This is a genomic window from Marinobacter sp. es.042 (genome assembly GCF_900188315.1).
In the GTDB taxonomy this organism is placed as follows: Bacteria; Pseudomonadota; Gammaproteobacteria; order Pseudomonadales; family Oleiphilaceae; genus Marinobacter.
The window spans coordinates 2,856,651-2,879,613 of record NZ_LT897781.1 but is presented as its reverse complement, the minus strand read 5'-3'; the positions used below and the strand labels follow the sequence as shown (position 1 = coordinate 2,879,613).

At 57.0% G+C, this 22,963-nt stretch carries 25 protein-coding genes; 9 read left to right on the top strand and 16 right to left on the bottom strand.

Going from position 1 to position 22,963, the window contains the following annotated elements:
• Positions 1 to 10: 10 nt before the first annotated feature.
• From CFB02_RS13480 to CFB02_RS13440, 9 genes are all read right to left on the bottom strand, one after another.
• Positions 11 to 1,219, bottom strand: a complete 1,209-nt coding sequence (locus CFB02_RS13480) for an ammonium transporter (protein WP_088558394.1) — start codon at positions 1,217 to 1,219, stop codon at positions 11 to 13.
• Positions 1,220 to 1,441: 222 nt separating this feature from the next.
• Positions 1,442 to 2,359, bottom strand: coding sequence for a flagellar motor protein MotB (locus CFB02_RS13475; protein ID WP_088558393.1), 918 nt, complete (start codon positions 2,357 to 2,359; stop codon positions 1,442 to 1,444).
• Positions 2,360 to 2,361: 2 nt separating this feature from the next.
• Positions 2,362 to 3,132: a flagellar motor protein PomA gene (gene pomA, locus CFB02_RS13470; protein WP_088558392.1), complete on the bottom strand. Its 771-nt coding sequence runs from the start codon at positions 3,130 to 3,132 to the stop codon at positions 2,362 to 2,364.
• A gap of 69 nt (positions 3,133 to 3,201) precedes the next feature.
• Entirely contained in the window at positions 3,202 to 3,621 is a 420-nt protein-coding gene (locus CFB02_RS13465) for a YkvA family protein (protein ID WP_053113743.1), read from the bottom strand.
• Positions 3,622 to 3,699: 78 nt separating this feature from the next.
• Positions 3,700 to 3,957, bottom strand: coding sequence for a TIGR03643 family protein (locus CFB02_RS13460; RefSeq protein ID WP_088558391.1), 258 nt, complete (start codon positions 3,955 to 3,957; stop codon positions 3,700 to 3,702).
• A gap of 70 nt (positions 3,958 to 4,027) precedes the next feature.
• A complete protein-coding gene (locus CFB02_RS13455) occupies positions 4,028 to 4,621 on the bottom strand; it encodes a tRNA-uridine aminocarboxypropyltransferase (protein WP_227519216.1) in 594 nt (197 codons plus the stop codon).
• A 6-nt stretch (positions 4,622 to 4,627) separates the two neighbouring features.
• Positions 4,628 to 6,289: a phytoene desaturase family protein gene (locus CFB02_RS13450; RefSeq protein ID WP_088558389.1), complete on the bottom strand. Its 1,662-nt coding sequence runs from the start codon at positions 6,287 to 6,289 to the stop codon at positions 4,628 to 4,630.
• Entirely contained in the window at positions 6,280 to 6,786 is a 507-nt protein-coding gene (locus tag CFB02_RS13445; RefSeq protein WP_088558388.1) for a DUF6231 family protein, read from the bottom strand. Before CFB02_RS13445 ends, CFB02_RS13450 begins: the two co-directional genes overlap by 10 nt.
• 16 nt (positions 6,787 to 6,802) lie before the next feature.
• Entirely contained in the window at positions 6,803 to 8,125 is a 1,323-nt protein-coding gene (locus CFB02_RS13440) for a DASH family cryptochrome (protein WP_088558387.1), read from the bottom strand.
• A gap of 167 nt (positions 8,126 to 8,292) precedes the next feature.
• Here CFB02_RS13440 and CFB02_RS13435 point away from each other — a divergent pair, with 167 nt between their 5' ends.
• Positions 8,293 to 9,405 (top strand): S-(hydroxymethyl)glutathione dehydrogenase/class III alcohol dehydrogenase, encoded by a 1,113-nt coding sequence (locus CFB02_RS13435; RefSeq protein ID WP_088558386.1) that lies wholly within the window; start codon positions 8,293 to 8,295, stop codon positions 9,403 to 9,405.
• A gap of 46 nt (positions 9,406 to 9,451) precedes the next feature.
• Here the strand turns inward: CFB02_RS13435 and CFB02_RS13430 are convergent, their stop codons facing one another.
• The gene (locus tag CFB02_RS13430) at positions 9,452 to 10,477 is read right to left on the bottom strand and encodes a peptidoglycan -binding protein (protein WP_088558385.1); all 1,026 of its coding nucleotides are present in this window, start codon (positions 10,475 to 10,477) and stop codon (positions 9,452 to 9,454) included.
• On the bottom strand, positions 10,474 to 11,202 hold the full coding sequence (locus CFB02_RS13425; RefSeq protein ID WP_088558384.1) for a MotA/TolQ/ExbB proton channel family protein: 729 nt from the start codon (positions 11,200 to 11,202) through the stop codon (positions 10,474 to 10,476). Before CFB02_RS13425 ends, CFB02_RS13430 begins: the two co-directional genes overlap by 4 nt.
• A 95-nt stretch (positions 11,203 to 11,297) precedes the next feature.
• On the opposite strand from CFB02_RS13425, the gene CFB02_RS13420 reads away from it, so the two are divergent.
• Positions 11,298 to 11,744, top strand: a complete 447-nt coding sequence (locus tag CFB02_RS13420; RefSeq protein WP_088558383.1) for an acyl-CoA thioesterase — start codon at positions 11,298 to 11,300, stop codon at positions 11,742 to 11,744.
• A gap of 69 nt (positions 11,745 to 11,813) precedes the next feature.
• On the opposite strand, the gene CFB02_RS13415 is transcribed toward CFB02_RS13420, so the two are convergent.
• Positions 11,814 to 12,497, bottom strand: coding sequence for a type 1 glutamine amidotransferase domain-containing protein (locus CFB02_RS13415; RefSeq protein WP_088558382.1), 684 nt, complete (start codon positions 12,495 to 12,497; stop codon positions 11,814 to 11,816).
• A 140-nt stretch (positions 12,498 to 12,637) separates the two neighbouring features.
• Here CFB02_RS13415 and CFB02_RS13410 point away from each other — a divergent pair, with 140 nt between their 5' ends.
• The 3 genes from CFB02_RS13410 to CFB02_RS13400 are packed head-to-tail and all read left to right on the top strand — an operon-like array spanning position 12,638 to position 15,625.
• Complete coding sequence (locus CFB02_RS13410; protein WP_227519215.1) at positions 12,638 to 13,441, top strand: substrate-binding periplasmic protein; 804 nt, start codon at positions 12,638 to 12,640, stop codon at positions 13,439 to 13,441.
• Entirely contained in the window at positions 13,438 to 14,820 is a 1,383-nt protein-coding gene (locus CFB02_RS13405; protein WP_088558380.1) for a ribonuclease J, read from the top strand. Before CFB02_RS13410 ends, CFB02_RS13405 begins: the two co-directional genes overlap by 4 nt.
• Before the next feature lie 40 nt (positions 14,821 to 14,860).
• Positions 14,861 to 15,625 (top strand): substrate-binding periplasmic protein, encoded by a 765-nt coding sequence (locus CFB02_RS13400; RefSeq protein WP_088558379.1) that lies wholly within the window; start codon positions 14,861 to 14,863, stop codon positions 15,623 to 15,625.
• 21 nt (positions 15,626 to 15,646) lie between these two features.
• On the opposite strand, the gene CFB02_RS13395 is transcribed toward CFB02_RS13400, so the two are convergent.
• On the bottom strand, positions 15,647 to 16,987 hold the full coding sequence (locus CFB02_RS13395) for an HD-GYP domain-containing protein (RefSeq protein ID WP_088558378.1): 1,341 nt from the start codon (positions 16,985 to 16,987) through the stop codon (positions 15,647 to 15,649).
• A 223-nt stretch (positions 16,988 to 17,210) separates the two neighbouring features.
• Here CFB02_RS13395 and CFB02_RS13390 point away from each other — a divergent pair, with 223 nt between their 5' ends.
• Together CFB02_RS13390 and CFB02_RS13385 are read left to right on the top strand one after the other, a co-directional pair.
• Positions 17,211 to 19,478, top strand: coding sequence for a putative bifunctional diguanylate cyclase/phosphodiesterase (locus CFB02_RS13390; RefSeq protein WP_088558377.1), 2,268 nt, complete (start codon positions 17,211 to 17,213; stop codon positions 19,476 to 19,478).
• Positions 19,479 to 19,549: 71 nt separating this feature from the next.
• Complete coding sequence (locus CFB02_RS13385) at positions 19,550 to 19,978, top strand: hotdog fold thioesterase (RefSeq protein WP_088558376.1); 429 nt, start codon at positions 19,550 to 19,552, stop codon at positions 19,976 to 19,978.
• Between the two features lie 17 nt (positions 19,979 to 19,995).
• Here CFB02_RS13385 and CFB02_RS13380 read toward each other — a convergent pair whose 3' ends face one another.
• Entirely contained in the window at positions 19,996 to 20,373 is a 378-nt protein-coding gene (locus tag CFB02_RS13380; RefSeq protein ID WP_088558375.1) for a hypothetical protein, read from the bottom strand.
• Between the two features lie 178 nt (positions 20,374 to 20,551).
• On the opposite strand from CFB02_RS13380, the gene CFB02_RS13375 reads away from it, so the two are divergent.
• Complete coding sequence (locus CFB02_RS13375; RefSeq protein WP_088558374.1) at positions 20,552 to 21,232, top strand: hypothetical protein; 681 nt, start codon at positions 20,552 to 20,554, stop codon at positions 21,230 to 21,232.
• Here CFB02_RS13375 and CFB02_RS13370 read toward each other — a convergent pair.
• Positions 21,229 to 21,951 (bottom strand): sulfite exporter TauE/SafE family protein, encoded by a 723-nt coding sequence (locus tag CFB02_RS13370; RefSeq protein ID WP_227519399.1) that lies wholly within the window; start codon positions 21,949 to 21,951, stop codon positions 21,229 to 21,231. The genes CFB02_RS13375 and CFB02_RS13370 overlap by 4 nt on opposite strands.
• 108 nt (positions 21,952 to 22,059) lie before the next feature.
• On the opposite strand from CFB02_RS13370, the gene CFB02_RS13365 reads away from it, so the two are divergent.
• On the top strand, positions 22,060 to 22,518 hold the full coding sequence (locus CFB02_RS13365) for a YchJ family protein (protein WP_157677814.1): 459 nt from the start codon (positions 22,060 to 22,062) through the stop codon (positions 22,516 to 22,518).
• 7 nt (positions 22,519 to 22,525) lie between these two features.
• Here the strand turns inward: CFB02_RS13365 and CFB02_RS13360 are convergent, their stop codons facing one another.
• Positions 22,526 to 22,906: a rhodanese-like domain-containing protein gene (locus CFB02_RS13360; protein WP_088558371.1), complete on the bottom strand. Its 381-nt coding sequence runs from the start codon at positions 22,904 to 22,906 to the stop codon at positions 22,526 to 22,528.
• Positions 22,907 to 22,963 lie beyond the last annotated feature (57 nt).

Sequence of the window (22,963 nt, the reverse complement as noted above, 5' to 3'; positions counted from 1 at the left end):
GTGACCGGTGTTACTCGACCGCGGTCGCCCCAATCCGGTGGATGCTCAGATCCGCTCCGTTGAACTCTTCCTCTTCGGTCAGGCGCAGGCCGGAGATGGCGTTGATTGCGCCATAGACAATCAGGCCGCCGACAAAGGCCACAACCACGCCGGCCACTGAGCCGATGATCTGCGACATCAGGCTGACGCCGCCAAGGCCTCCCAGCGCTTCCTGGCCGAAAATGCCGCAGGCAATCGCGCCCCAGACACCACAGACACCGTGCAGGGGCCAGACACCCAGAACATCGTCCAGCCGTTCGATCTTGGCCTGCGCCCATTCAAACAGGTAAACGAAGATGGCGCCTGCTACGCCGCCAGTTACCAGGGCGCCCACCGGATGCATCAGGTCAGAGCCGGCACATACCGCCACCAGTCCCGCTAGCGGGCCGTTGTGGATAAAGCCCGGGTCCTTGCGGCCCAGCAGCATGGAGACGAGGATGCCGCCGACCATGGCCATCAGGCTGTTCACGGCCACCAGGCCGCTGATGCCGTCCAGGGTCTGGGCCGACATGACGTTGAAGCCAAACCAGCCGACGGTCAGAATCCAGGCGCCCAGGGCGAGGAAGGGGATGTTGGAGGGGGCAAAGGCCACCACCTTGCCGTTGCGGTAGCGCCCATTTCGTGCACCCAGAACCAATACGGCCGCCAGGGCGATCCAGCCGCCCACCGCGTGCACTACAACGGAGCCGGCAAAGTCGTGGAAGGATGCACCAAACTGGTTCTCCAACCAGCCCTGGAAACCATGGTTGCCGTTCCAGATCAGCCCCTCAAAGAAGGGATAGATAAAGGCGACAATCAGGCCTGAGGCAATCAGCATCGGGTAGAACTTGGCGCGTTCGGCAATACCGCCGGACACGATGGCGGGAATGGCCGCGGCGAACGTCATCAGGAAGAAAAACTTCACCAGATCATAGCCGTTGGCAGCGGTGAGCTCGGCGGCGCCGCTCATGAAATGGCTGCCGTAGGCGATGTAATAGCCGATAAAGAAGTAGGCCACGGCGGAGATGCCGAAGTCGGTCATGATCTTGACCAGGGCATTGACCTGGTTCTTGTGGCGAACGGTGCCCACTTCCAGGAAGGCAAAGCCGGCATGCATGGCCAGCACCATAATGGCGCCGACAAGGATGAACAGCGTGTTGGCGCTTTCAGTCAGGGTGTGTACTGCACTCGTGATGTCCACGGGTTTTCGCTCCTGATGTTGTGTGTCCGGCCTCTATCGGGCCGTTTACGTTGGCTTGTGCATTGTTGAGGTGCAGCTGAAGCAAGAGCTGTTCCAAAACAAGGCATATCAAGAGCTGAAGGGCAGTTGAGGGGGCTTTCAGAAATACGAGGTACTATTTTCAGTCTGATAATGCACTAATTATGTGCGTTTTAGCGTACAGCGCACCAAATTAGAGTGCGCTTACCAACTGATTTCGTTTGGTGTCGAGCTGTCGGATTCGATCCCGAGGTTGGAATCGACATCATCCGATTCGGACTGGATCAGCTCCCGGAGGCGCACTTCCTGTTCCTGCATCGGGCCGGAGAGATCAATGATGATTTCCACGCGCCGGTTCTTTGCGCGGTTCTCAGCAGAGGTGTTGGGGACTCGCGGCTCGGTATCCGCCAGACCGGTGACGGACAGACGGGTGGGTTCCACCTGGTCCCGGGCGACCAGAACGTTGGCAACGGCGGCTGAACGGGCGGCGGAGAGGTCCCAGTTACTGTAAAAACGGTCGGTCCGGATAGGCACGTTGTCGGTGTGTCCCTCGATCGTCAGGTCACCGGGAATGTCGTCAATCACCTCCGCCATATCCAGCAGCAGGCCCTCGAATTCCCAGGTCAGCTGAGCCGAGCCCGAAGGGAAAGAACCTTTTTCCTCAACCCGAATCACGATTCGCCGCTGATCCTCGCTCACATTGATGCGCCCATCGGCGATTGCCGGCTCCAGGACTTTGAGGATATCGTCCATGGTTTCCTGCATCTGTTCCTCCATGGCGGCTTCAACGGCCATGTCGGTGGGGCTCTTCAGGGTCTGGAGCTCCGGCGCTTCGTCCGTAGTGGTCTGTTTGACTTCGTTGACCACGGTGGGCTCTGGCGGCGCCGGCGAAAACTTGTCGAAAATGGGGCTGGTGCCCTTCGGGATCTCCAGGGCCGGTACATCCCGCTGGACGCCAAAGGCTTTGGACAGTTCACCGGCAATCTGCTTGAACTTCTGGGCGTCGATCTCGGAAAAGGACAGCAGCAGAACAAAGAAGCACATCAGCAGGGACATGAGATCGGCGAAGGTGACAACCCAGGCGGGAATTCCCGGTTTTTCCTCTTCTGGCAACTCGTCCATGATTACGCGCCTTCCGGTTCAGCCACTTTTTCACGTTCCTTGGGCGGCAGGTAGCTGGAGAGCATCTGCTCGATGATGCGCGGGTTGGTACCCTCCTGGATGGCAACCAGGGCATCAATATAAAGCGATTGCATGCGCGCTTCCTCTGTCATGCGCAGAGAGAGCTTGTCGGCAATCGGGGTGGCAATCATGGTGGCAATCATGGCGCCATAAAGCGTGGTCAGCAGGGCAACGGCCATGGCCGGGCCGATGGATTTCGGGTCTTCCATGTTCGACAGCATCTGAACCAGACCGATCAGCGTGCCGATCATGCCCATGGCCGGCGCCACGTCCGCCATGGCTGTGAAGACCTTGGCGCCGGAGCGGTTGTGGTCGAGGGTCATCAGGCGCTCCTTGTTCAGGAGCTCCTTGATGGTCTTGCCGTCCTGCCCGTCCACCAGCATCTGGATACCCTGGCCAAGGAACGGGCTGCTGATCTCTCTGTCTTCCAGCCCCAGAACCCCTTCTTTCCGGGCCACATTGGCAATATCCACCAATTCTTCAATGCTTGCCTGGGTTTCCGGCAACTTAAATTTGAAGGCGCGAGCGGCCGCTTTAAAGGCTCCGAAAAACTGGGCAAAGCTGAACTTGGCGAGAACAACCAGCAGGGTGCCGCCAACAACGATCAGCAGGGATGCCGGGTTGATAAACACCGCCGGAGAGACGCCAAGAATAACTGCCGAGGCAATGAGCAAAATTGCGCCAACAAGACCGATAAGAGTGGCGAAATCCACGGTATCTCCAGATTTGGTTTGAGCAAGACTGAGAAAGGGGTGTGAGATTACCCTCAGATCAGAATTTAATCAATTCGTCTGATGGGTTCTTTCCAGTTCTTCCTGCTGTTCTTTCCAGGCAGCATAGCGGTGAATATCGGACTCCACCAGCTTCAGGCACAGCGCAACAACGCCCGCGTCGTCCACCAGACCGAATCCGAAAATCAGGTCGGGAATCACATCAAGGGGGTTCATCACGTAGATCAGCGCGCCGGCCACCGCTGCGATCGTTTTCCACGGAACGCTCCGGTAATTGCCGTACCAGTAATCGCGGATCATCGAAAACATCAGCTTGATGTCGGCGCTGAAGCGAGACAGTTTGCCGCTTTCTTTCACTTTCTCTTCAATACTGCGCTGGCGGTCGAGCAGCGTTTCCAGATCCGCCCGATGCACCTTGCCCGCTTCGGCGTCCAGCTGTTTCCGGGCGTTTTTCTGGTTGAACAATGCCATCGAGAGGGTTCCTCACTTGCTTGCTGCCTGAGTGCTCATGATCGCGCAGCTTCGCCGTCAATGCCAATGACAAGGCGTTTATCGGTGCTTGTACTGGGTCGGACAATAGCCGCGGTCTACACCCTCAGGTCGTAACTGGCGATGTTTGGTGTTGCGCCCGGTTACCCGCTTTCGCCAGAGCCGGAAGCTACCGGGCTTGAGCTCACGACGCATCAGGCGGATAACATCCTTTTCGCGAAGGCCATAGAGGGCTTCTATGGCCTCGAAGGGTGTGCGGTCCTCCCACGCCATCTCGATGATGCGGGAGAGCTCCGCCGGTCCAAACTGCTCTGACATGGGGTTTCTCTGTTTGACTAACGTGTTCCCAGAGTACGTTTGAGCTGGCCAGTCGTCTCACCCGGCTGGTCTATTGGTAGTGCCTGTGCAGCCGGGCCGGGATTTGGGCCAGCTGTTTGTCTACCAGTGTGCGCATGGCGTGGGCGATTGGCCGGGTATCCAGCTCTGGCTCAAGCACATTGAGCAGATAGGCGACGGCCTCTGCCGTGGCCAGGCGGTGTTCTCCGGGCGCCTTTCGGATGGCGTAGGCGGAGGCCGGCGGACTGGCGAAATGGAAACGCGGCAACGCAGAGAGTTCCGGGTTCTGGTGAAGGATTTTGGCGGCCTTGCGCCAGGTGCCGTCCAGGACGATCCAGTGATCGAACTGGCGTACGTCTGAGGTTTCGAGCGCCTCACTGCCGGGCCCCGGAAACAGCAGGGCCGGGTGATGACTGCCGGCGACGGAATCAAACCCGGCCTGATGGAAATCGCCCGGCATTTCGCCTGTGAAGAGCCTGAGATTTGCGAGGCACCGGATGAGGATACGAACGGTACCCTTGGCATGGCCGACCTCGGTCGGGTGCTGCAGTATCGTCACCCCCGTGCGGTTTCGCACGGGGGCACACGCTTCGCAAACACAGATATTCGGATGCATGCCGCAATCGGCGCAAATCGGTCTGGGCAACCCCTGTTACCCCACGAAAATACGCTTCGCCAGACCGGCCCCGCGCCAGCCCTGAATGGCCAGGGTGCTGACCAGTCCACCGATCATTGCGCCCACGACACCGCAGGTGAGGATATCCTGGCCGGTAAGGTAGAGCCCGGGGATGTCGGTCTTGGGTCTCAGCCACTCCTGTTCGAAGCGCTCGGGGTTGTGGTCCAGCCCGTAGAGCTCGCCCCGGCCGTAACGGCAGAACCAGGCGGTGGAGAGCGGCGTTGAGGTTTCCACGTAATCCACTTTTCCGCGCAGCTGGGGCAGTTTCTCGTACATCACTTCCAGCAACTGGTCGGTGATTTTCTGCTTCAGGGCCTCATAGTCGTCGCCCCGCTTGCCCCAGATGGTGTCCTGCCAGGGCTCGAACATCTCCCAGGTCGTCGGGGCGACGATCTCGATGGTAGAGGTGCCTGGCCAGCGGTTCTGGTAATCCGGATCCTTGGCTGCCGGAAAGGAAATGTAGACCACCGGGAACTCGGTGTTGTCCGGGTCATCCAGAAACTGTTGCACGTTGCCATCGTGGTCCGCGCTGGGATAGATCCAGAAATTGGTCCGCGGCAGGCCCAGTGCCTCCGGTGTGCCCTTCAGGCCAATGTAGAGGCCGATGTGGGGCATGGAGGGAATGATGTGCTGGCGTTTACTTTTGTAGCCGATCTTCTCCGCGGACTCGGCGGGCAGCAGTTTTTCGAAAGTGTTGATAACTCCGGCGTTGCTGATGACCAGGGGTGCCCGGATTTCCTCGCCATCGGCCATGCGCACGCCGGTTGCCCTGCCTTTCTCCACCAGGATGTCGGTGACGTCGGCGTAGGTAAAGACTTCACCGCCGGGTTGCTGGATAACAGGGATAATGGTTTTGGCAATTTCCGACGCGCCGCCGACGGGGTAAAAGCCACCGTAGAGGTAATGTTTGGCAATCAGCGCATGGACCATAAAGCTGGATTGCATCGGCGTGACGCCGCAGTCGCCCCATTGGCCGGTGATAGCGCCGATCAGTTCCTGATTGTCGGTGAGCTCGCTAAGCACCTCCCACGTGGTCTTGTTGAAACAGTCAGGCAGGGCAACATCCAGCCCTTTGTTGATAACCGGGCTCAATATGTCGGGGGCGAGCTTGGAGAGTGTGTACCACTGCATGCCGTCTGCCACCTTGCCCAGCAGCTTTACATACTGGTCGATGGCTTCTTGTTCATCGGGAAAGGCATCGAGCAGGGAGAGACGCAGCCCTTCCTTGCCGGCGCGCAGATTCACGACCTTTTCGCCCAGGAAGAAACGGTCGTAGTTCTCGTCCATGGGGGCCCATTCCAGCTTGCCGTCGGTGATGTAATCGAACAGCCTGCGGCCCAGGGTGTGGGGAGAGCCCATGTCGCCGATGTAATGGACGCCTACGTCCCATTCGTAGCCGTTGCGAGCGTAACTGTGGGTGTAGCCGCCGGCCGTGTAATGCTGCTCAAGCACGAGGACTTTCTTGCCCGCCTTGGCCAGGCAGGCTGCGGTGGTCAGGCCGCCGATGCCGGAGCCAATTACGATGGCGTCGTAGGGGCCTTTCAGGCGATTGGCCCGGTAACGGGTACCGATCCTGATCGTACTGGGCTTCAGTTTCTGAGAAGACGGACTGTTCACTTCAGTGCTTTTTACCACCATGCCTTACCCCACATTTCCGGATTGGCCCAGTTCTCTGGATTGTTCCAGGCCCGTTTGTGGTTGTAAGTATCCAGATTGTAGGTGTACAGCGTGAGTGCGCCGTTATCATTTTCCAGTTCGGCATGGCGACGGAAGCCGAGGCCGATGAAATCCGTAAAGGCCCAGCCTGGCGCTTCGCCAACCAGCACCGCGATCTGATGTGTTCCGTAGTTTCTTAGCTGGCCCAGCAGCAGGGCGCCTTCATCATGAGGCAGGTGCTCCAGAGTGCCGGTTATCAGTGCCAGGTCTGCAACCCGGTCGATATGCAGCCTGGCATTGGGGTCGATGGTGTCGAGAGTTCGAACATCGACGCCATCCTGGTGCTTCTGCCACATCCGCGATATTTCGGTTGCGAGGCTGCCGCAACTCAGCAGGGTTGCCGGTGAGCTGGTTTCGATGATGCGGGCCAGTGTCTCCCGTGCTAAATCCGAGTTGCTGTTGTCCGTTATTTCTGCCATGGCGATTCGCCTTTTACTACAGGGGCCAGTCTGCCGCATCCACTGTGTGTAAGCCTACGGGCTGATCCGCATGCCCGCCCCAGCGGTCAATAAAGGTGCCGGTGGGATCGTACTGCTGCGTTTGTTTTTCGAGGTTGAACTGCCGCAGGCCTCTCGGGTCCGCCCCTACGCCAGCCAGGTACTGCCAGTTGCCGTAGTTGCTCCCTACATCATAGTCGATCAACTGCTCCTCAAACCATGCCGCTCCGTAGCGCCAGTCCAACCCGAGTTCGTTGATGAAGCAACTGGCGACCAGTTGTCTGGCCCGGTTGCTCATGTACCCGGTTTCCCGCAGCTGGTTCATGGCGGCATTCACGATGGGATATTCGGTGTTGCCCTGGCACCAGGCCTTGAAACGATGGCCGTAGAAGGTGCCATGCCGACTTTTACGCTGGACGCCGTCCCGGCGGAACAGGTTGGCACCATGTTTCAGGGCGTACCAGTAGAAGTACTCCCGCCAGAGGAGCTCAAACCAGAGCCAGTAGGTGGATTCGTTTTTGGTCTCGCTGGCTTCGTATTCGGTGATGGTTTCCGCTACTTCCCGGACCGAGAGACAGCCGTTGGCCAGCCAGGGTGAGAACTTGGAGGAGGCATCCCAGGTGTCCAGGGCGTTCCGGGTTTCTTTGTAGCGGTCAATGCTGTGGTTGCCGTAGAGGAACTCCCGCAGCCGCTCCAGGCCAGCGGCTTCACCACCCATGAACTGCAACGGATGCACCGGTTCCGGTATCGGCGGGCAGTCGCCCCGATTGTCCTCCGGGAAGCCCGGCGGTGGCGGCAGGGCCGTCAGGGTTCGGATTCGCAAGCGCTCTGAACAGCGATCTCCGGTTTTCTCCAATTTCTTGCGGAACTGGGAGAAGGTATCCGGCAACTCCTCGAGGGCCATCGGCAGGGAGCCCTCGGTGAACAGGCTCAGAGTCTCGAATTGTTGGAAAACAGCCTTGGGCAGCTTGTCCTTGATGGCTTGCCACTGACCGGCCTCCTGGGTACCCGGAAGCCGGGAGCGGACAACCCGTTCAATGCTGTGAGCGTGCGCAAGTTGCGGAATGACCGTTTCCGGCTCACCAAAGGCGATGTGGAGCCGCTGGCCCAGTGGTCGAAGGCTACGCTCCAACGCCATCAGGCTCTGCCAAAGAAAGCGCCACCGATGCCCCCCCATGGCCTTGCTCTGCAGGGGGCCGGGCGCAAACCAGCGCGGATCGACCACATAGAGGCAGAGCAGCATGTCGGACTTCGAGGCTGCCAGCAACGAAGCGTTGTCGTGCAGGCGAAGATCCCGCGTAAACCAGTAAAGCGTGCGCAACGTAAGAGCTCCTCTCTCGGTATCTGTCAGCTGTGAGAAGATACGAGCCAGTTCCGAAAAAGATTTCGCCACCCATATGGTTGCGCACTTCGTCTAGAATGAACGACAGCCGGCACATCGTGGCGTCAAATCCAAAACACAGATCCGAATTCAACAGGAGTCCGACAGTGATTAAATCCCGTGCAGCGGTGGCTTTTGAAGCCAACAAACCGCTAGAAATTGTCGAAGTCGATGTGGCGCCGCCCCAGGAGGGCGAGGTTCTGGTGCGCATCGTTGCCACCGGTGTTTGTCATACCGACGCCTACACCCTTTCTGGTGCTGACCCTGAAGGCCTGTTCCCGACCATTCTGGGCCACGAAGGTGGCGGAATTGTCGAGGCGGTCGGACCCGGCGTCAAAAACCTGGAAGTGGGTGACCACGTGATTCCGCTCTACACGGCCGAATGCGGCGAGTGCAAATTCTGCACCTCGGGCAAGACCAATCTCTGTGGTGCCGTTCGTGCGACCCAGGGCAAGGGCGTGATGCCCGATGGTACCTCCCGTTTCTCCTACAACGGTCAGCCACTTTATCATTACATGGGCTGCTCCACGTTTTCCGAATACACGGTTCTGCCAGAAATCTCCCTGGCCAAGATTCCCAAGGAAGCGCCCCTGGACAAGGTGTGCCTGCTCGGCTGCGGCGTCACCACTGGCATCGGCGCGGTACTGAACACTGCCAAGGTTGAGGAAGGCGCCACTGTGGCCATCTTCGGCCTGGGTGGCATCGGCCTGGCGGCGATCATCGGAGCCAAGATGGCCAAGGCGGGTCGGATTATCGGCGTTGACATCAATCCGGGCAAATTCGACATTGCCAAACAGTTGGGTGCCACAGACGTGGTCAATCCCAACGACTACGACAAGCCGATTCAGGAAGTCATTGTTGAGATGACCGACGGCGGCGCTGATTACACCTTCGAATGCGTGGGTAATGTGAAGCTGATGCGCGCGGCGCTTGAGGCCTGTCATAAAGGCTGGGGCGAATCCACCATCATCGGTGTTGCCGGTGCCGGTGAGGAGATCAGCACCCGCCCGTTCCAGCTGGTGACCGGCCGGGTCTGGCGCGGTTCAGCGTTTGGCGGTGTAAAAGGCCGTACTGAACTGCCGGGCTATGTGGAAAAGGCCGAAAAGGGTGAGATTCCGCTGGACGTGTTCATTACCCATGAAATGCCTCTGGAAGACATCAACAAGGCGTTCGACCTGATGCATGAGGGTAAGAGCATTCGGACGGTTATTCATTTCTGAGTGAAGTATTGATGACGGGTGGTGGGTCATCCACCACCCCGTCAGATCAGCGATCCGTGAGCTTCAGTTCAATCCGCCGGTTTCTCTGCAACGCCTCCGGAGAGGTGCCTTCCGCCACCGGGAAGAACTCGCCAAATCCGGCCGCCGCCATGCGCCGTTCCGGTACACCCTGCGCTGCAAGGTAGCGAACGACTGCCACGGCTCGAGCGGTGGACAGCTCCCAGTTCGAGGGGAATCTCGGAGTATTGATGGGCAGGATGTCTGTGTGGCCGTCAATCCTCAGGATCCAGTCGACGTCTTCGGGAATCTTTGCGGATACATCCAGCAGCAGTTTGGCCAGCTTGTCGAGCTCCTGCCGGCCTTCCTCGCCCAGTTCCGCCGAGGCGGAAGCAAACAGCAGTTCGGACGGCAGCAAGAAACGGTCGCCGACGATCCGGACATTTTCGTTGCCGGCCAGAATATCCCGGAGCCGGGCAAAGAATTCGGACTGATACTGTTGGAGCTGGTTGACGCGCTCAGCCAGCAGGGTGTTCAGCCGTCTGCTTACCTGCTCCAGTTCCTGCTCCTTGTCGGCGGTCATCTCTTCCTGGAGCTCCAGCGCCGAGGCAATCTGCCTGAGTTGCTCTCGCAAGGAGGCTATCTGATTCGACAGCCTCAGGATCATCGCCTGCTGGCTGGCCGATATATCGTCTTTCTCGTCAATCGACTCTTCCATGCTGGCCAGTCGCTCCGATTGCGCATCGGCCATGGCGGTTTGCCGCATCAGTTGTTCACGGGTGGATTCCAGCTGACCGACCAGACTGTTGTTCCGCTCCTGAAGGCTGGTTAACTGATTTTCCAGTGCCTCGCTTCTGTTTTCTTCCAGGCCGAGCAATTCCGAGAGCTCGTTCAACTGGGCATTCAGGCGGGCGAGCTGGGTATCCCGGTCAGAGAGTGTCTGGGACAGGTAGAGCTGGCTGACCACGTAGACCAGCAGCATGAATATGACCAGCATCAACAAGGCCGAAAGGGCATCCACATATCCCGGCCAGACGTTGGTGGTGCTTCGGCTTCGGCGCCTGGAACCGATCATGACAGGTCTTTCTCGTCGTCTATCCGGTCCACGAGGTTGGTCACACCAGTCAGCCACTCCTCGAGGCCGTCATAAAAGCGGTTCTGGGCATGGCCGGCCTGGATATCCAGGAAGCCCAGTATCAGTGAGCCGCCCAATCCCAGCAGAGAGGAGCTGAACGCGGTGCCCATGCCCTCAAGCGGCGTAAGCAGGCCTTCCTGAAGCTCCGCAAACACTTTGCCGAAGTCTTCCTGGCTCATATCCAGTCCGGTGATGACCTGGCCGACCGAGTTGATGGTGCCCAGCAGGCCCCAGAAAGTACCCAGCAGGCCGAGGAAGACCAGCAGGCTGATGAAATAGCGCGTGATTTCCCGCTGTTCGTCCATGCGGGAGTGGATACCATCGAGCACGGTGCGGAGGGACAGGGTAGAGAGCGTGAACCGGTCCTTGGTTGCATCCTCGCCGAGCTGTCTTGCCAGCGGCTTCAGCAATTTGGGTTCCTGAACCACGGAAAGCCCGGCGTGACCGGTTCTGAACTGGGCGATCCACTTCAGTTCCGGAAACAGTACGAACACCTGCCGGTAGGTCAGGGCAATGCCGACGATCAGAACCCCGAAAATCAGCAGGTTGAAGACCCAGTTGGCCATAAAGGCCGAAATCAGGGGCTTGTGGATCAGGGCGCCGACGATGACGACCACGCCAAGGAACAGCGTCATCCAGAAAAGGGTGTGCTTGGGGTTGCTCATAGCGATGGCCAGCTTTTTTGAGATATTCCTCAAAACGTTAGCACAGATATGAGAAGCTGTTGGCGACAGTAACTGAACTTTAATCGGAGCGCGTCATGGCTGGTGAATTGCCTTTCCGTTTTCGCTTCCGGGTTCGCTATGGCGAATGCGATGCTCAGGGGGTGGTATTCAACGCCCGATATGCGGATTTCGTTGATATTTCAGTCAACGAGTACATCCGCACGCTGTTTGGGGATTACCAGCACCTGCTGGATCAGGACCTGGATATTCAGGTAGTGAGTCTCACCGTAAACTGGAAAGCCCCGGCAAAGTTCGATGATGTGCTGGAGGCGCGCATTCGGGCGGGAAGAATCGGCAATACATCTTTCACGCTGCATCTGGAGTTTTTCCGGTACGGGGATGGCGCGTTTATCGCCGATGCGGACATCACCTATGTGGTGATTCAGCCTTCGGTGATGGGCAAGGTGGCGATACCGGATCACATTCGTCAATTGTTGGAGCAGGGCGCTCCGGGCGAGTTGATCAGTCACGCAGGGGAGTAGGCTGGAACCAAAAAAGAAGGCCAGATGAGTCTCATCTGGCCTCGGGTTCATCCTACGGTTACTGCCAGATCAGGCCTCTTGAAGAGCCTGCACAACGGCCTTCGCTGCCCCCTCGGAAGAGGCCGGGTTTTGCCCGGTAATCAGCTTGCCGTCCACCACGATGTGCGGTGCCCAGTCGTCACCGCGGGTATAGGTGGCGGTGTTTTCCTTCAGCATGTCTTCCAGCAGGAAAGGCACCACGCCGCTCAGGCCAACCGCTTCTTCCTCGCTGTTGGTGAAGCCTGTTACTTCCCGGCCGCCAACGATGTTCTGGCCCGGTTTCACTTCCACGTTTTTGAACACGGCTGGTGCGTGGCAAACTGCACCGATCACCTTGTCCTGCTCGTAGGCCGTGCTGATTAGAGCAATGGACTTGTCGTCGTTAACCAGGTCCCAGAGCGGGCCGTGACCACCTGGATAGAAAATCGCGTCGTATTCGTTCATGTCCACGTCGCTCAGCTTTTTGGTGCTGGCGAGGGATTCCTTGGCATGGGCATCCTGCTGGAACCTACGCGTGGTCTCGGTCAGCGCTTCCTCGGCCTCGCTGTTGGGATCGACTGGCGGCTGGCCACCCTTCGGTGACGCAATGGTGATGTCTGCGCCGGCATCCCGGAACACGTAGTAAGGCGCGGTGAACTCTTCGAGCCAGAAGCCGGTCTTATGGCCGGTGTCGCCCATCTGGTCATGGGATGTAAGAACCATCAGAATCTTCATGGTGTCCGTCCTTTTCATTGACGAATGAATGGCGCTTCTTGATTGCTGTGATAATGAAGTTGTGCCATCAGTGACTGAATTCAACCGTCAGTACGTAAATCCAACGGTCCCGGATCTTGAACCGTCTATACTGGATACAGATGGCCAGACTTCATGAGAATCTGAAAACCTCACAGGCAAGGATGACTGGAATGCGAGTGTTCGCCACCGCTGTTCTGATGGCGTTAGTGTTTCCTGTTTCGGCACAGCAGGGCACGGAAACCGTGGAAGCACTGACCGTAACCGTGGGGGCCAATCATGCGCCCCCCTACCGGATTATCCGGGGTGGGGAGCCAACAGGCCTCTATGTGGATATCTTCCAGGAAATTGCTGATCGGCTAGGCTGGAAAGTGCATTATCGGGAAGCGCCTTTCCGGCGGGTCTTGAGAATGGTGCAGGAGGGTGAGGTGGATGTCATGCTGGGCCCCCTGGAAACCCCCGACCGGACAGAGCTTATGGAGTTCGTGGCGCCGGCATTTCCTCCGGAACGGCGATTATTTTTTTACCTTAATGCAGAAAATCGCATTGAGCGCTACGCCGATCTGTATGGACGAGCCATTGGTATTCTGGAAGGGGCGTCGTATTTCTTCCGGTTTGATAATGATGACAAGCTTCTCAAGGAGTCTGCGCCCCGTTACGAAAACCTGATGCTGATGATGCAGAAAGGCCGGGTAGATGTCGTGATCGCCCCAGAGCTTGTCGGTTTATACACGGTCGAGAAACTGGGGCTGGATGTTGAGGTTGCACCGTTCTTTGTGCCCGGAGAGCGCTCCTACATCGCTGTTGCGAAGAACTCGCCCGTGCTGAAGTATGCCGATGACATTCGGGCGGCGCTGAAACTGATTGAACTGGAAGGCATACACGAGGATCTGGTGTTGAAGTATCTGGACCGAGTTGCTGAATGAATCCCGAGCAGTCTGACCTCTGGTTCCTACCCCTGGGTGGAACCGGTGAAATTGGTATGAACCTCAACCTCTATGGCCACGATGGTGCCTGGTTGATGGTGGATTGTGGTGTTACTTTTCCAAAGCCTGGCCGCATTGCTGCTGATGGCACGGTGCATTATCGTGGCGAGCCTCCGGTACAGATGGCGGATCCTGCGTTCATTGCTGACCGCCGTGACCGGCTGGCGGGCCTGGTTATTACCCACGCCCACGAAGATCATGTCGGAGCTGTACCCTACCTCTGGCCGCTGCTGCAGTGTCCGATATACACCAGCCGCTTCACGGCCGAAATTCTGCGTCGCAAGCTGGCGGAGTTCGACCTGCTGCACCGGGTGCCGATCGTTGAGGTGGAGACCGACCAGAGCAAGCAGATCGGACCTTTCAGCGTTCAATGGCTGGCGCTGACTCACTCCATCCCGGACCCTAACGCCCTGATGATTCGCACTGCCGCCGGTAACATCTTCCACAGCGGCGACTGGAAGCTGGATGAGCAGCCGCTGGTGGGGCATGGCTATTCGCCAAAGACCTTTACCGACCTGGCGGAAGAGGGCGTGCAGGCCATGGTTTGTGATTCCACCAATGCCACAGTCTCAGGTCACTCGGTATCCGAGGCGGCCTTGCATGAAGGATTGCTCAGGGCTATCCGCTCCGCCGAGGGCCGCGTTGTAGTGACCTGTTTTGGCAGTAATATCGCCCGATTACATACGTTGGCCTCAATCGCCAGGGAAACCGGCCGTTATATAGGTTTATTGGGCCGCTCTTTGATCAATATGAGTGGCGCCGCCAGGGCTGCAGGGTTGTGGGATTCGGCTGACCAGTTGATCAATCCTGCACATCTGGGGTATCTCCCGCGCGACGAAGTACTGGCCGTGGCCACGGGCAGTCAGGGCGAGCCGCGAACGGCTCTGCGCAGACTGGCTTCCGGTACCCATCCGGATTTTGAGCTGGAGGCTGGCGACACGGTAATCTTCAGCGCTCGCGCCATCCCCGGCAACGAGGAGTCCATCGAGGCGCTGGTGACCAGATTGAAAGAGTTGGGGGTGAGGGTGATCACGGCCGAGGATGCTGATTTGCCAATTCATGCTTCAGGTCATCCCGCGCAGGAAGAATTGGAGTTAATGTATAAATGGGTAAAGCCTGCCATTGCCATTCCGGTCCATGGTGAGGCTGAACACATGGAAACGCACGCTGACATAGCCAAAGCAACTGGTGTACCCCGTGCCATGGTGGGCCGAAACGGTGATCTTTTCATGATCCGGCCGGTGCCGGGAATTCGTCGCCAGGTTGTCGAAACTGGCCGTCTGGGCTGGCACAAAGAGGGTCTTGTCAGAGTTGAATAAGTCATTTTCTTCTGTTGTCGGTAGGTCACTTGTATTCGCAGTGGCCGCCTTGTTTCTGGCCCCGGTTCACGCATTGCCAGACCCTTCCTGCAATACGCTCATCGTGAGCGGGAATCCGGAGTATCCGCCCCTGCTCTGGCGCGACGAACAGCGCCCGGGCTATCTGATTGGCGCAGTGCCTGCTCTCCTTAAAGAAATCACCGAGCCATTGGGCGTGAATGTCGAGGTGAGGGACATAGGCTCGTGGGCCAGGGTCCAGCGCATGGCACGCCAGGGCGATATCGACATGGTGGCGGGCGCGTTCATCACCTCGGAACGCATTGGCTATATGGATTATTTGCTGCCGCCAATAACGCACCTGCCGACCGCTGTCTGGGTCCCCAAAGGCCGGGAGTTTGTCTACCGCCATTGGCCGGACCTGATGGGTAAGCGGGGCAGCACATTGATCAACAACAGCTTTGGTCAGAATTTCGACCGGTATGCGAAAGAGATGCTTTTAATCGAGGGAGTCAGGTCGATTGAACAATCCTTCCAGATGGCGCTCGTTGACCGGGTGGATTATGTCCTCTATGAAGTTTTGCAGGGTGAGGTGAAACTTGAGTACCTGGGTATCGCCGATCAATTTGTTCCCCTGCCGACCCCGGTGAGCCGCGAGGGGCTGTTTTTTACCTTCTCCAAGGCAGCACCATGCAACTCCTTCGAGCTTCGGGAGCGACTTGCCGAGCGCCTCTATGAGCTCGTGAACTCTGGCCGCGTGGAAGAACTGATCAGACGCTACAAGGCTATGTACTCCGCCTCCAGTTGAAGTATGTTGAATGGGTCGGTGTCAAACAGATGCGTCGTTTAGTTCCAGAGTGAGCCCGTTATCGATGAATCGCTGCAAGACGATTCCGTAGGTTCCGTCAGGAACCTCTTTAATGATTTCGAACGGTTCTCCGACACTGTTAAGAGGCTCAGCTTGTAAGTCTAGAAGACGGTATTTTGCAGGCCGCTGTTTGTTTTCATCCCGAACCAAAACCACCTTTGGCTTTCGTCGATTCTTCTGGTTTGATCCAATCACGATCGCTACTTCGCCCGATTTCATTTCAACAATGGCGCCGGGTGGGTAGATCCCGATCAGCAGGATGAACTCCCGGGCAAGCTCGGGATCAAACTGGATGCCTCTGAAACGGTGGATGATTTCCAGCGCTTCCCGGGAGGAGCGCGCGCGGTCGTAAGCTCGATTGCTTGTGATCGCGTCGTATGTGTCGACGATGGCCACAATTTTGGCGAAATAGGGAATCTGGGAATCAACGAGGCCCCGGGGGTAGCCCCTGCCGTCAAGGCGTTCATGGTGGTTGTAGGCTACGTCGACGGCCGCATGTACCACGCGGGGAAGGGCCATGAGCATGTCACGGCCCCAGTTGGCGTGGTTCTGCATGATTCCGTGTTCTTCGGGGGTCAAAGGTCCCGGTTTTTGCAGCAGATCGACCGGGACTTTGGCTTTGCCTATGTCGTGGAGTAGGCCGGACAGCCCCAGCGTCCGAATCTCTTCTTCCAGTAACCCCAGCTTTTTGCCGAACGCCGCCGACAGTATCGAAACGTTGAGGGAATGCTCTGCGGTATATTTGTCCTTGTTTTTCAACTTTGTAAGCAGTAATAGTGCGTCTTCATTTCTGAGGATGCTGTCTACGCAGTTATCTACGGCCTCACGAGCCTTGTTGAGATCAAGTGTGCGACCAACGCGTAGACCGGACATGATGCTGTCGGCAAAGGACTTGGCCTCGGCGTAATGTCCAGATGCTTTTCGTATTTCCCTATCAACACTGACCTTGTTGATGTAAGTAATCCGCTTACGCGACCGCGAATTGCTGGTTTCCGCAATGGGCTCTTGCGGGCGATTCGATCTTTCCTGTCCGGATGTCGGTCCATGGAACATGGAAAAACGGGACTTCGCCGATGTCCGTGACTTGCGTTGGGAAATGTCCGGCTCAGTGTTCTTGACTTTGCCTTCGATCACTACGCTTCGGCATTGGGACTGAAGAGCATCGATATCCTCTTGTCGCTGGACCACAAAGCCCTGGATCAGGAAATCAGTGTCTTCCCACGGGCAATCCAGCCGGACGACGTGCATTCCGACCCGCAGTTCCGAGACATCTATTTCAAGTTCGACCGTTTCGTATCGCATACCAATCAACCTAGCTGTCTGGAGTTCATCATACGGTCTCGCTATTCCGGGGTCACAGGTTGTCGGCGGTTTTTTGTGGCAGAAATCTAAATTCTGTCATACGTAATGAGAGAATACACATATGTATGAACTTACCGAAGCTTGGCGTCGTAAGTGTGTAGGGAAGCTCTTCTCAACTATCATAAACAAACAGTGGAGCTTGCTAGGGAAGGAGGCCGTTGGAATGGTAAGCCCAGTTACCCGGGAGCAAAAGGAATTTGTTTACAGGCTCTCTCTGGGCCTGGCCCGGTCAAAGATCGACCAATTGGATGCCAGCGTTCACAGCTTCATCGCTGAGCTTGGCGATAAGCTCTGTTCAGATCGCGCCTACCTGATTACGTTTGAAGAAGCTACCCAAACCATTTCCATCACGCATGAAGCCTGCAGAAACGGCGTGACACCTCAGAGAGATGCAATCCAGAACGTACCGATGGCTCGCTTTCAATGGCTGATGGGCCAGCTGCAAACTCTCCCGGTGCTTGTCATCCCCGAAGTCCAAGAGCTGCCATCTGAAGCCGAAGAGGAGAAACTGGAATTTCAACGGGAGGGAATCCGGAGCCTGGTTCTTGTCGGTTTGAAGCTGGAGGGGCAGGTCCGTGGCATCCTGGGTTTCGATTTTCTTGAACAGTCTCGAGTGCTGGATTCCGAAACAGAAGAGTTCGTGCTCCAGGTTGGGGAGGTCTTAGGTGCATCTGTCCACCGACAGATCCTGGCCAGCCGTAATGTGAGATTCGAGAATAGCCTTTATCGGTATTCCGACCAGTTCCCGGGCGTCATCTTTCAATTCAGGATGTACCCAGACGGGCATGTAGCGTTTCCTTTCATCAGCGAAAAAGTTGAAGAACTATTCGGGCTTGCGGCTGATCAGCTGAGTAAGGATGCTCAGCCGTTATTGAACATGATCAAGGATGAAGACAAGGCATCCTTTTTTGAAAAGGTCGATGAATCTCGTCGGTGCATGACGCCGTTCGAAACAAACTTCCGAGCTTGCAAGTGCGATGGTGCGATGGCCTGGGTGGAAGCCAGGTCGGTGCCCGCCCGATTGGCTGACGACAGCATGACCTGGCACGGCTATTTTTTTGATGTGACGGATCGCAAGCAATCGGAATCCGAGATCGAGAAGCTTGCCTTTTACGACCCACTGACCGGCCTTCCTAATCGGCGCCTGCTCAGGGATCGCCTGGCGCAGGCGTTAACCGGGAGCAATCGGGATCATAATCATGGTGCTCTGGTATTTATTGATCTTGATAACTTCAAGAACATCAATGATTCCGCAGGTCATCTGACCGGCGACGAGCTGTTGGTCCAAGTGGGGGCGAGGTTGAAAAAGACAGTCCGGGACTGGGATACCGTTGCCCGGCTCGGTGGAGACGAGTTTGTTCTTATTCTGAAGGGGTTTCCCGCCGAGCCGGCCGATGCTGCTGCCAAGGTTGAGAAGGTCTGCGAGAAAATCCGCGATGTCCTCAACGAGCCCTATGATCTCAACGGCATAGAGTACACAGGCACTCCCAGCATCGGAATTACCCTGTTCTACGATCACGACACGTCCCTTGAAGAGCTTTTGAGCCAGGCCGATATGGCCATGTTCCGCGCCAAGGAGGATGGTCGTAATTGCATCCGCTTCTATGACTGCATGATGCAGAAAAAAGTGTCCGAGCGCCTTGCTCTCGAGTCGGACCTCAGGGTGGCACTGCGGAAGAATCAGTTGGCAGTTCACTATCAGGTACTGGTGAATGAGAAAGGTGAGCCTGTAGGCGCCGAGGCACTGCTTCGGTGGCATTGCCCGGGGCGCGGCATGGTGTCTCCCGCCGAGTTCATTCCTCTGGCGGAGGAAACCGGACTCATTGAATCGGTCGGCTACTGGGTCCTGGAAGACGTTCTCTCGCGGATCGCCAGTTGGAAAGAGCGAGGCGGACCGCTATCGAAGCTTCAGGTTTCGGTCAACGTGAGTGCCAGGCAGTTCCACCTCCCATCTTTTTGTTCGACTGTGATGGCGCTATTGAGAAAAACCGGTGCATCCCCGAGAAATCTTAAGGTGGAAATCACCGAAAGCGCTCTTGCCTACGACCTGGAATTGGTGGAAGAAACACTCCGAACGCTCAGGAGCATGGGGATACGGATCTCCCTCGATGATTTCGGCACGGGTTATTCGTCCCTCGGCTACTTGAAGCGCCTATCTCTGGATGAGCTGAAAATTGATCAAGGGTTTGTGCGAGACATCCTGGATGATCCCAATGATGCGGCTATCGCAGAGACCATCCTGGCCCTGGCCTCTGCGCTCAAACTGTCAGCGGTGGCCGAAGGTGTGGAAACCAAGGGGCAGCTGGAACGCCTTGTTCGCATGGGATGCACCCGCTTTCAGGGCTACCATTTCAGCCGCCCGCTCCCGGCGCTGGAGTTCGAGAAGTTGATTGAGCAAGCAAGCGGTGATCGAACGAGAAGGGCTTGGTAGTTCGCATCCTATCTGTATAAACTGGTGCCTTGCTTCTTTTCCATTTCAAACAACATCGAGAGCAGTCCCCTATGGCAATCTGGACCAGAACCCCGAACCTTGAACACCTGGCTAAATCCAGCGAAAACACCGCGGTCAGCTACATGGGTATCGAGTACCTTGAAATTGGCGACGACTATGTCAAAGGCCGCATGCCTGTTGATGAGCGTACCGTACAGCCTTTTGGCATTCTGCATGGAGGCGCATCGGTACTGCTGGCGGAAACCCTTGGCAGTATGGCAGCTAACTGTTGCCTGAAAGATCCCGAAACCGTGGCCGTCGGCCTGGATATTAATGCTAACCACATTCGCCCGGTCACCAAGGGCTGGGTGTATGGCACAGCCAGGCCTATTCACATTGGTAGTGCCACTCAGGTCTGGGAAATTCTGCTTGAGAACGAAGAGGGGAAAATCACCTGTATTTCGCGGCTGACCATGGCAGTGACCAAACGTCCGGGCTGATTATGGTTGGTCGAGTTTCAGGGCTGCTCAGCGGACGCTTTTGGCCTGGTTACGACCAGACCCTGATCCACGAATTCCTGAAGAACGATATCGTAGGTCCCGTCAGGGACCTCCCGGGCAATGCGGTAGATTTCGCCTGAGGCATCTCCTGGGCTGACCTTCAGGTCTACCGTCCGATAGGATGCCATCACGCTTTTGTCAGACTCCCTGACTAGCAGAACGCAAGGCTTGAGTTTATGCTCCGGCCGGCTCTCCACAACGATGCCAACCTCGCCGTTGACCATCTCGACGATGGATCCTGGCGGGTACACCCCGATCATCTGGATGAAGGCATCCGCCAGCTCTTCATCGAACTGGGTGCCGCGGTGCTTGTGAATAATTTCCAGCGCTTGCATGGAGGCTCCGGGGATACCCTGATTCTGAATCCCTGGAGCACTTTGTTGAGGTAAAAAGCCTCTGACAGGATGGACCGGATTGCAAAATATGGTCAAATAATGTTCATTCAATGGGTTAGCGGCCGGTTTTGCCGGTGTTGTGTTTCCGGGCTCTGCGTCTCTCAGAGGGGGTCTTCCAATGACTGACCATCGTTCCTTTCATCTCTGGTGGCTTGCACTGGCTGCGGCTCTTATCCCGCTGTTAACCATCCATATCACGTTTACAGTTTCAGTGCTGGAAGGGCACGTGGACCTATGCAATCCATATTGGGACAGCTGCACCAGCATCAGCCGGACCGGTCGTCACGGCACCTCCTACTTCATTTTCAAAGGTACCATGCTGCCGGCGGCTTTGTTGGGCATTCTGTTCTGGTGGCTTAACGGTCGGTGGCTGCGCCAGCTCGGCGTTCACTCCAGCGGCGTTGCCTGGGTCCCCTGGCTGGGCCTGGTGGCCAGCGTCTCGCTTGGCGCCTATACCCTGGCTCTGGGACACGCCGGGGACGGCTTCAACCTGATCCGCCGTATTGGCGTGGTTCTGTATTTCTCGCTCACGTTCATCTGTGAGCTGCTGGTCAGTTCCGGATTGCGCAGCCATCCGTTGTGGAAGAACACGGGCATGAGGCTGCTGAATCTTTGCCAGCTTATTCTGGCGGTAGGCATTCTTTCAGTCATCCTGAATGGTGTGGCGCCCGAGTTCTACAGCCGCAAAGACGATGCATTCGAGTGGATTCTGGCGTTCCTGATCAATGCTCACGCGCTCTGGCTGGCTTTGCTATGGAAGAAAAACCGATTCCGCGTGCGCCTCTGGGCCGATTCCTAGAGTGAGAGCAGCCCGCGAATCAGCGCCGCCGTTCCGGCGATGGCAGCGATACCGAGAATTACCGGGCGAAGCCCCTCGAAGGGCATACGGTGAACCAGCTTGCCTGACAGCCAGAAGCCCAGGAATACTCCAGGGAAAGTAACGGCGAACAGGAAAAACTCTCGGGTTCCCAGGTAGCCAGAGGCGAGCAGGCCTGACAGGCTCAGCACGCTGGCAGCCAGGAAGAAGGCCGACATGTTGGCCCTGACCAACGGTCCCTTTTCATTCTGGTAAATCAGAGCAATTGGCGGTCCACCCACGGCGGTAATCGTGCCCATATAGGTGGAAGCGGCTCCGGCCAGCACGCTGTTCCGTGCGTTGAGCGCCGGCTTGAGACCGCCAACACTGAGCGCTACGCCGGCAAGGATAAGAATTCCGAAAGTCAGTTCGAAGCCTTTGGTCGAAATCACCAGCAACGTCAGTGCTGCCAGGACTGCCCCGGCAACGCCGCCACCGATGGCAAATCGCACTTCCCTGACCTGCAATGCGCCACGATTGCGGATCAGCATGAAAACAGTGAGCAGAGTGGCATTCAGGATCAGGGGTCCGGGGACTAACACCGGGCTGATCAGAAACAGCAACGGCGCTGCAAGCGTGCCAATACCATAGCCGGCCACGCCTTGCAGACAGGCTCCGGCAAGAATGGCTAGGTTGGCCAGAAGAATCTGTAACAGCGACACATCTGTCAAAGGAAATCACCAAAAGGTCAGGAGAGTAGGCCGGAGCAACGCCGGTTTGATATTGATACACTGCCGGACTACGAGCATAGCCGAAACGATCGAAGCCCGATGATTCTACAGACTGAAAATCGAAACTGCCCCTGCGGTAGCGGTAAATCCTACAGCGAATGCTGCCGGCCTTTCCATTGGGGCGAACCTGCGCCTACCCCGGAAGCGCTGATGCGATCCCGTTACGCGGCTTTCGTTCTCAATCTCCCGGATTATCTGCGGACCACCTGGCATCAAAGCACGCGGCCAGAGACGCTCACTCTGGAAGAGTCACCGGCTTGGACTTCTTTGCAGATCCTGAAAGCTGGCGAGTCGGGCGAAGGTGGCAAGGTTCATTTCCGCGCTATCTATCGACTGTGCGAGGGCTGGGGATGTCTCGAAGAAAACTCCGATTTCGTTCGGGAGCAGGGCCGCTGGTATTACCTCCGGGGTGACACCAGCGAAGGACCGTTGAAACCCGGCCGCAACGAGTCTTGCCCCTGCGGTAGTGGCAGAAAGTACAAGGCCTGCTGCCTTTAAGCGTCCGTTACTCGAAGGACGGCAGTTCCGGTTTGGCAACGGGTTTGTCTGCTTCCTGCCAGGCATCAAATCCGCCGGCGATGGACTGCACATGCATGTAGCCCATTTCTTTCAGGGCTTTTGCACTCAGAGCGGCTCGCCCGGACGTCTTGCAGTAACATACGATGTTCATATCGCGGCTCTCAAACGCCGGGTCATTGGTAAACTTGAACTCCAGCAAACCTCGGGAAATGTTCACGGCACCCGGTATATGACCGGCCCGGTACTCATCTGAATCACGGACATCAAGCAGTAGGTCAGCGTTCTTGATGGCATCCTCCGCCTGATCAAGGGGCACTTCCCGAATCTCTTTCTTGGCGGCTTCTACCAGATCATGGGCAGTTTTCATGGGTAAGCTCCTCATACTGATGGAATAAGGTTATATCTCAGGATAAGGGTTTGGGGC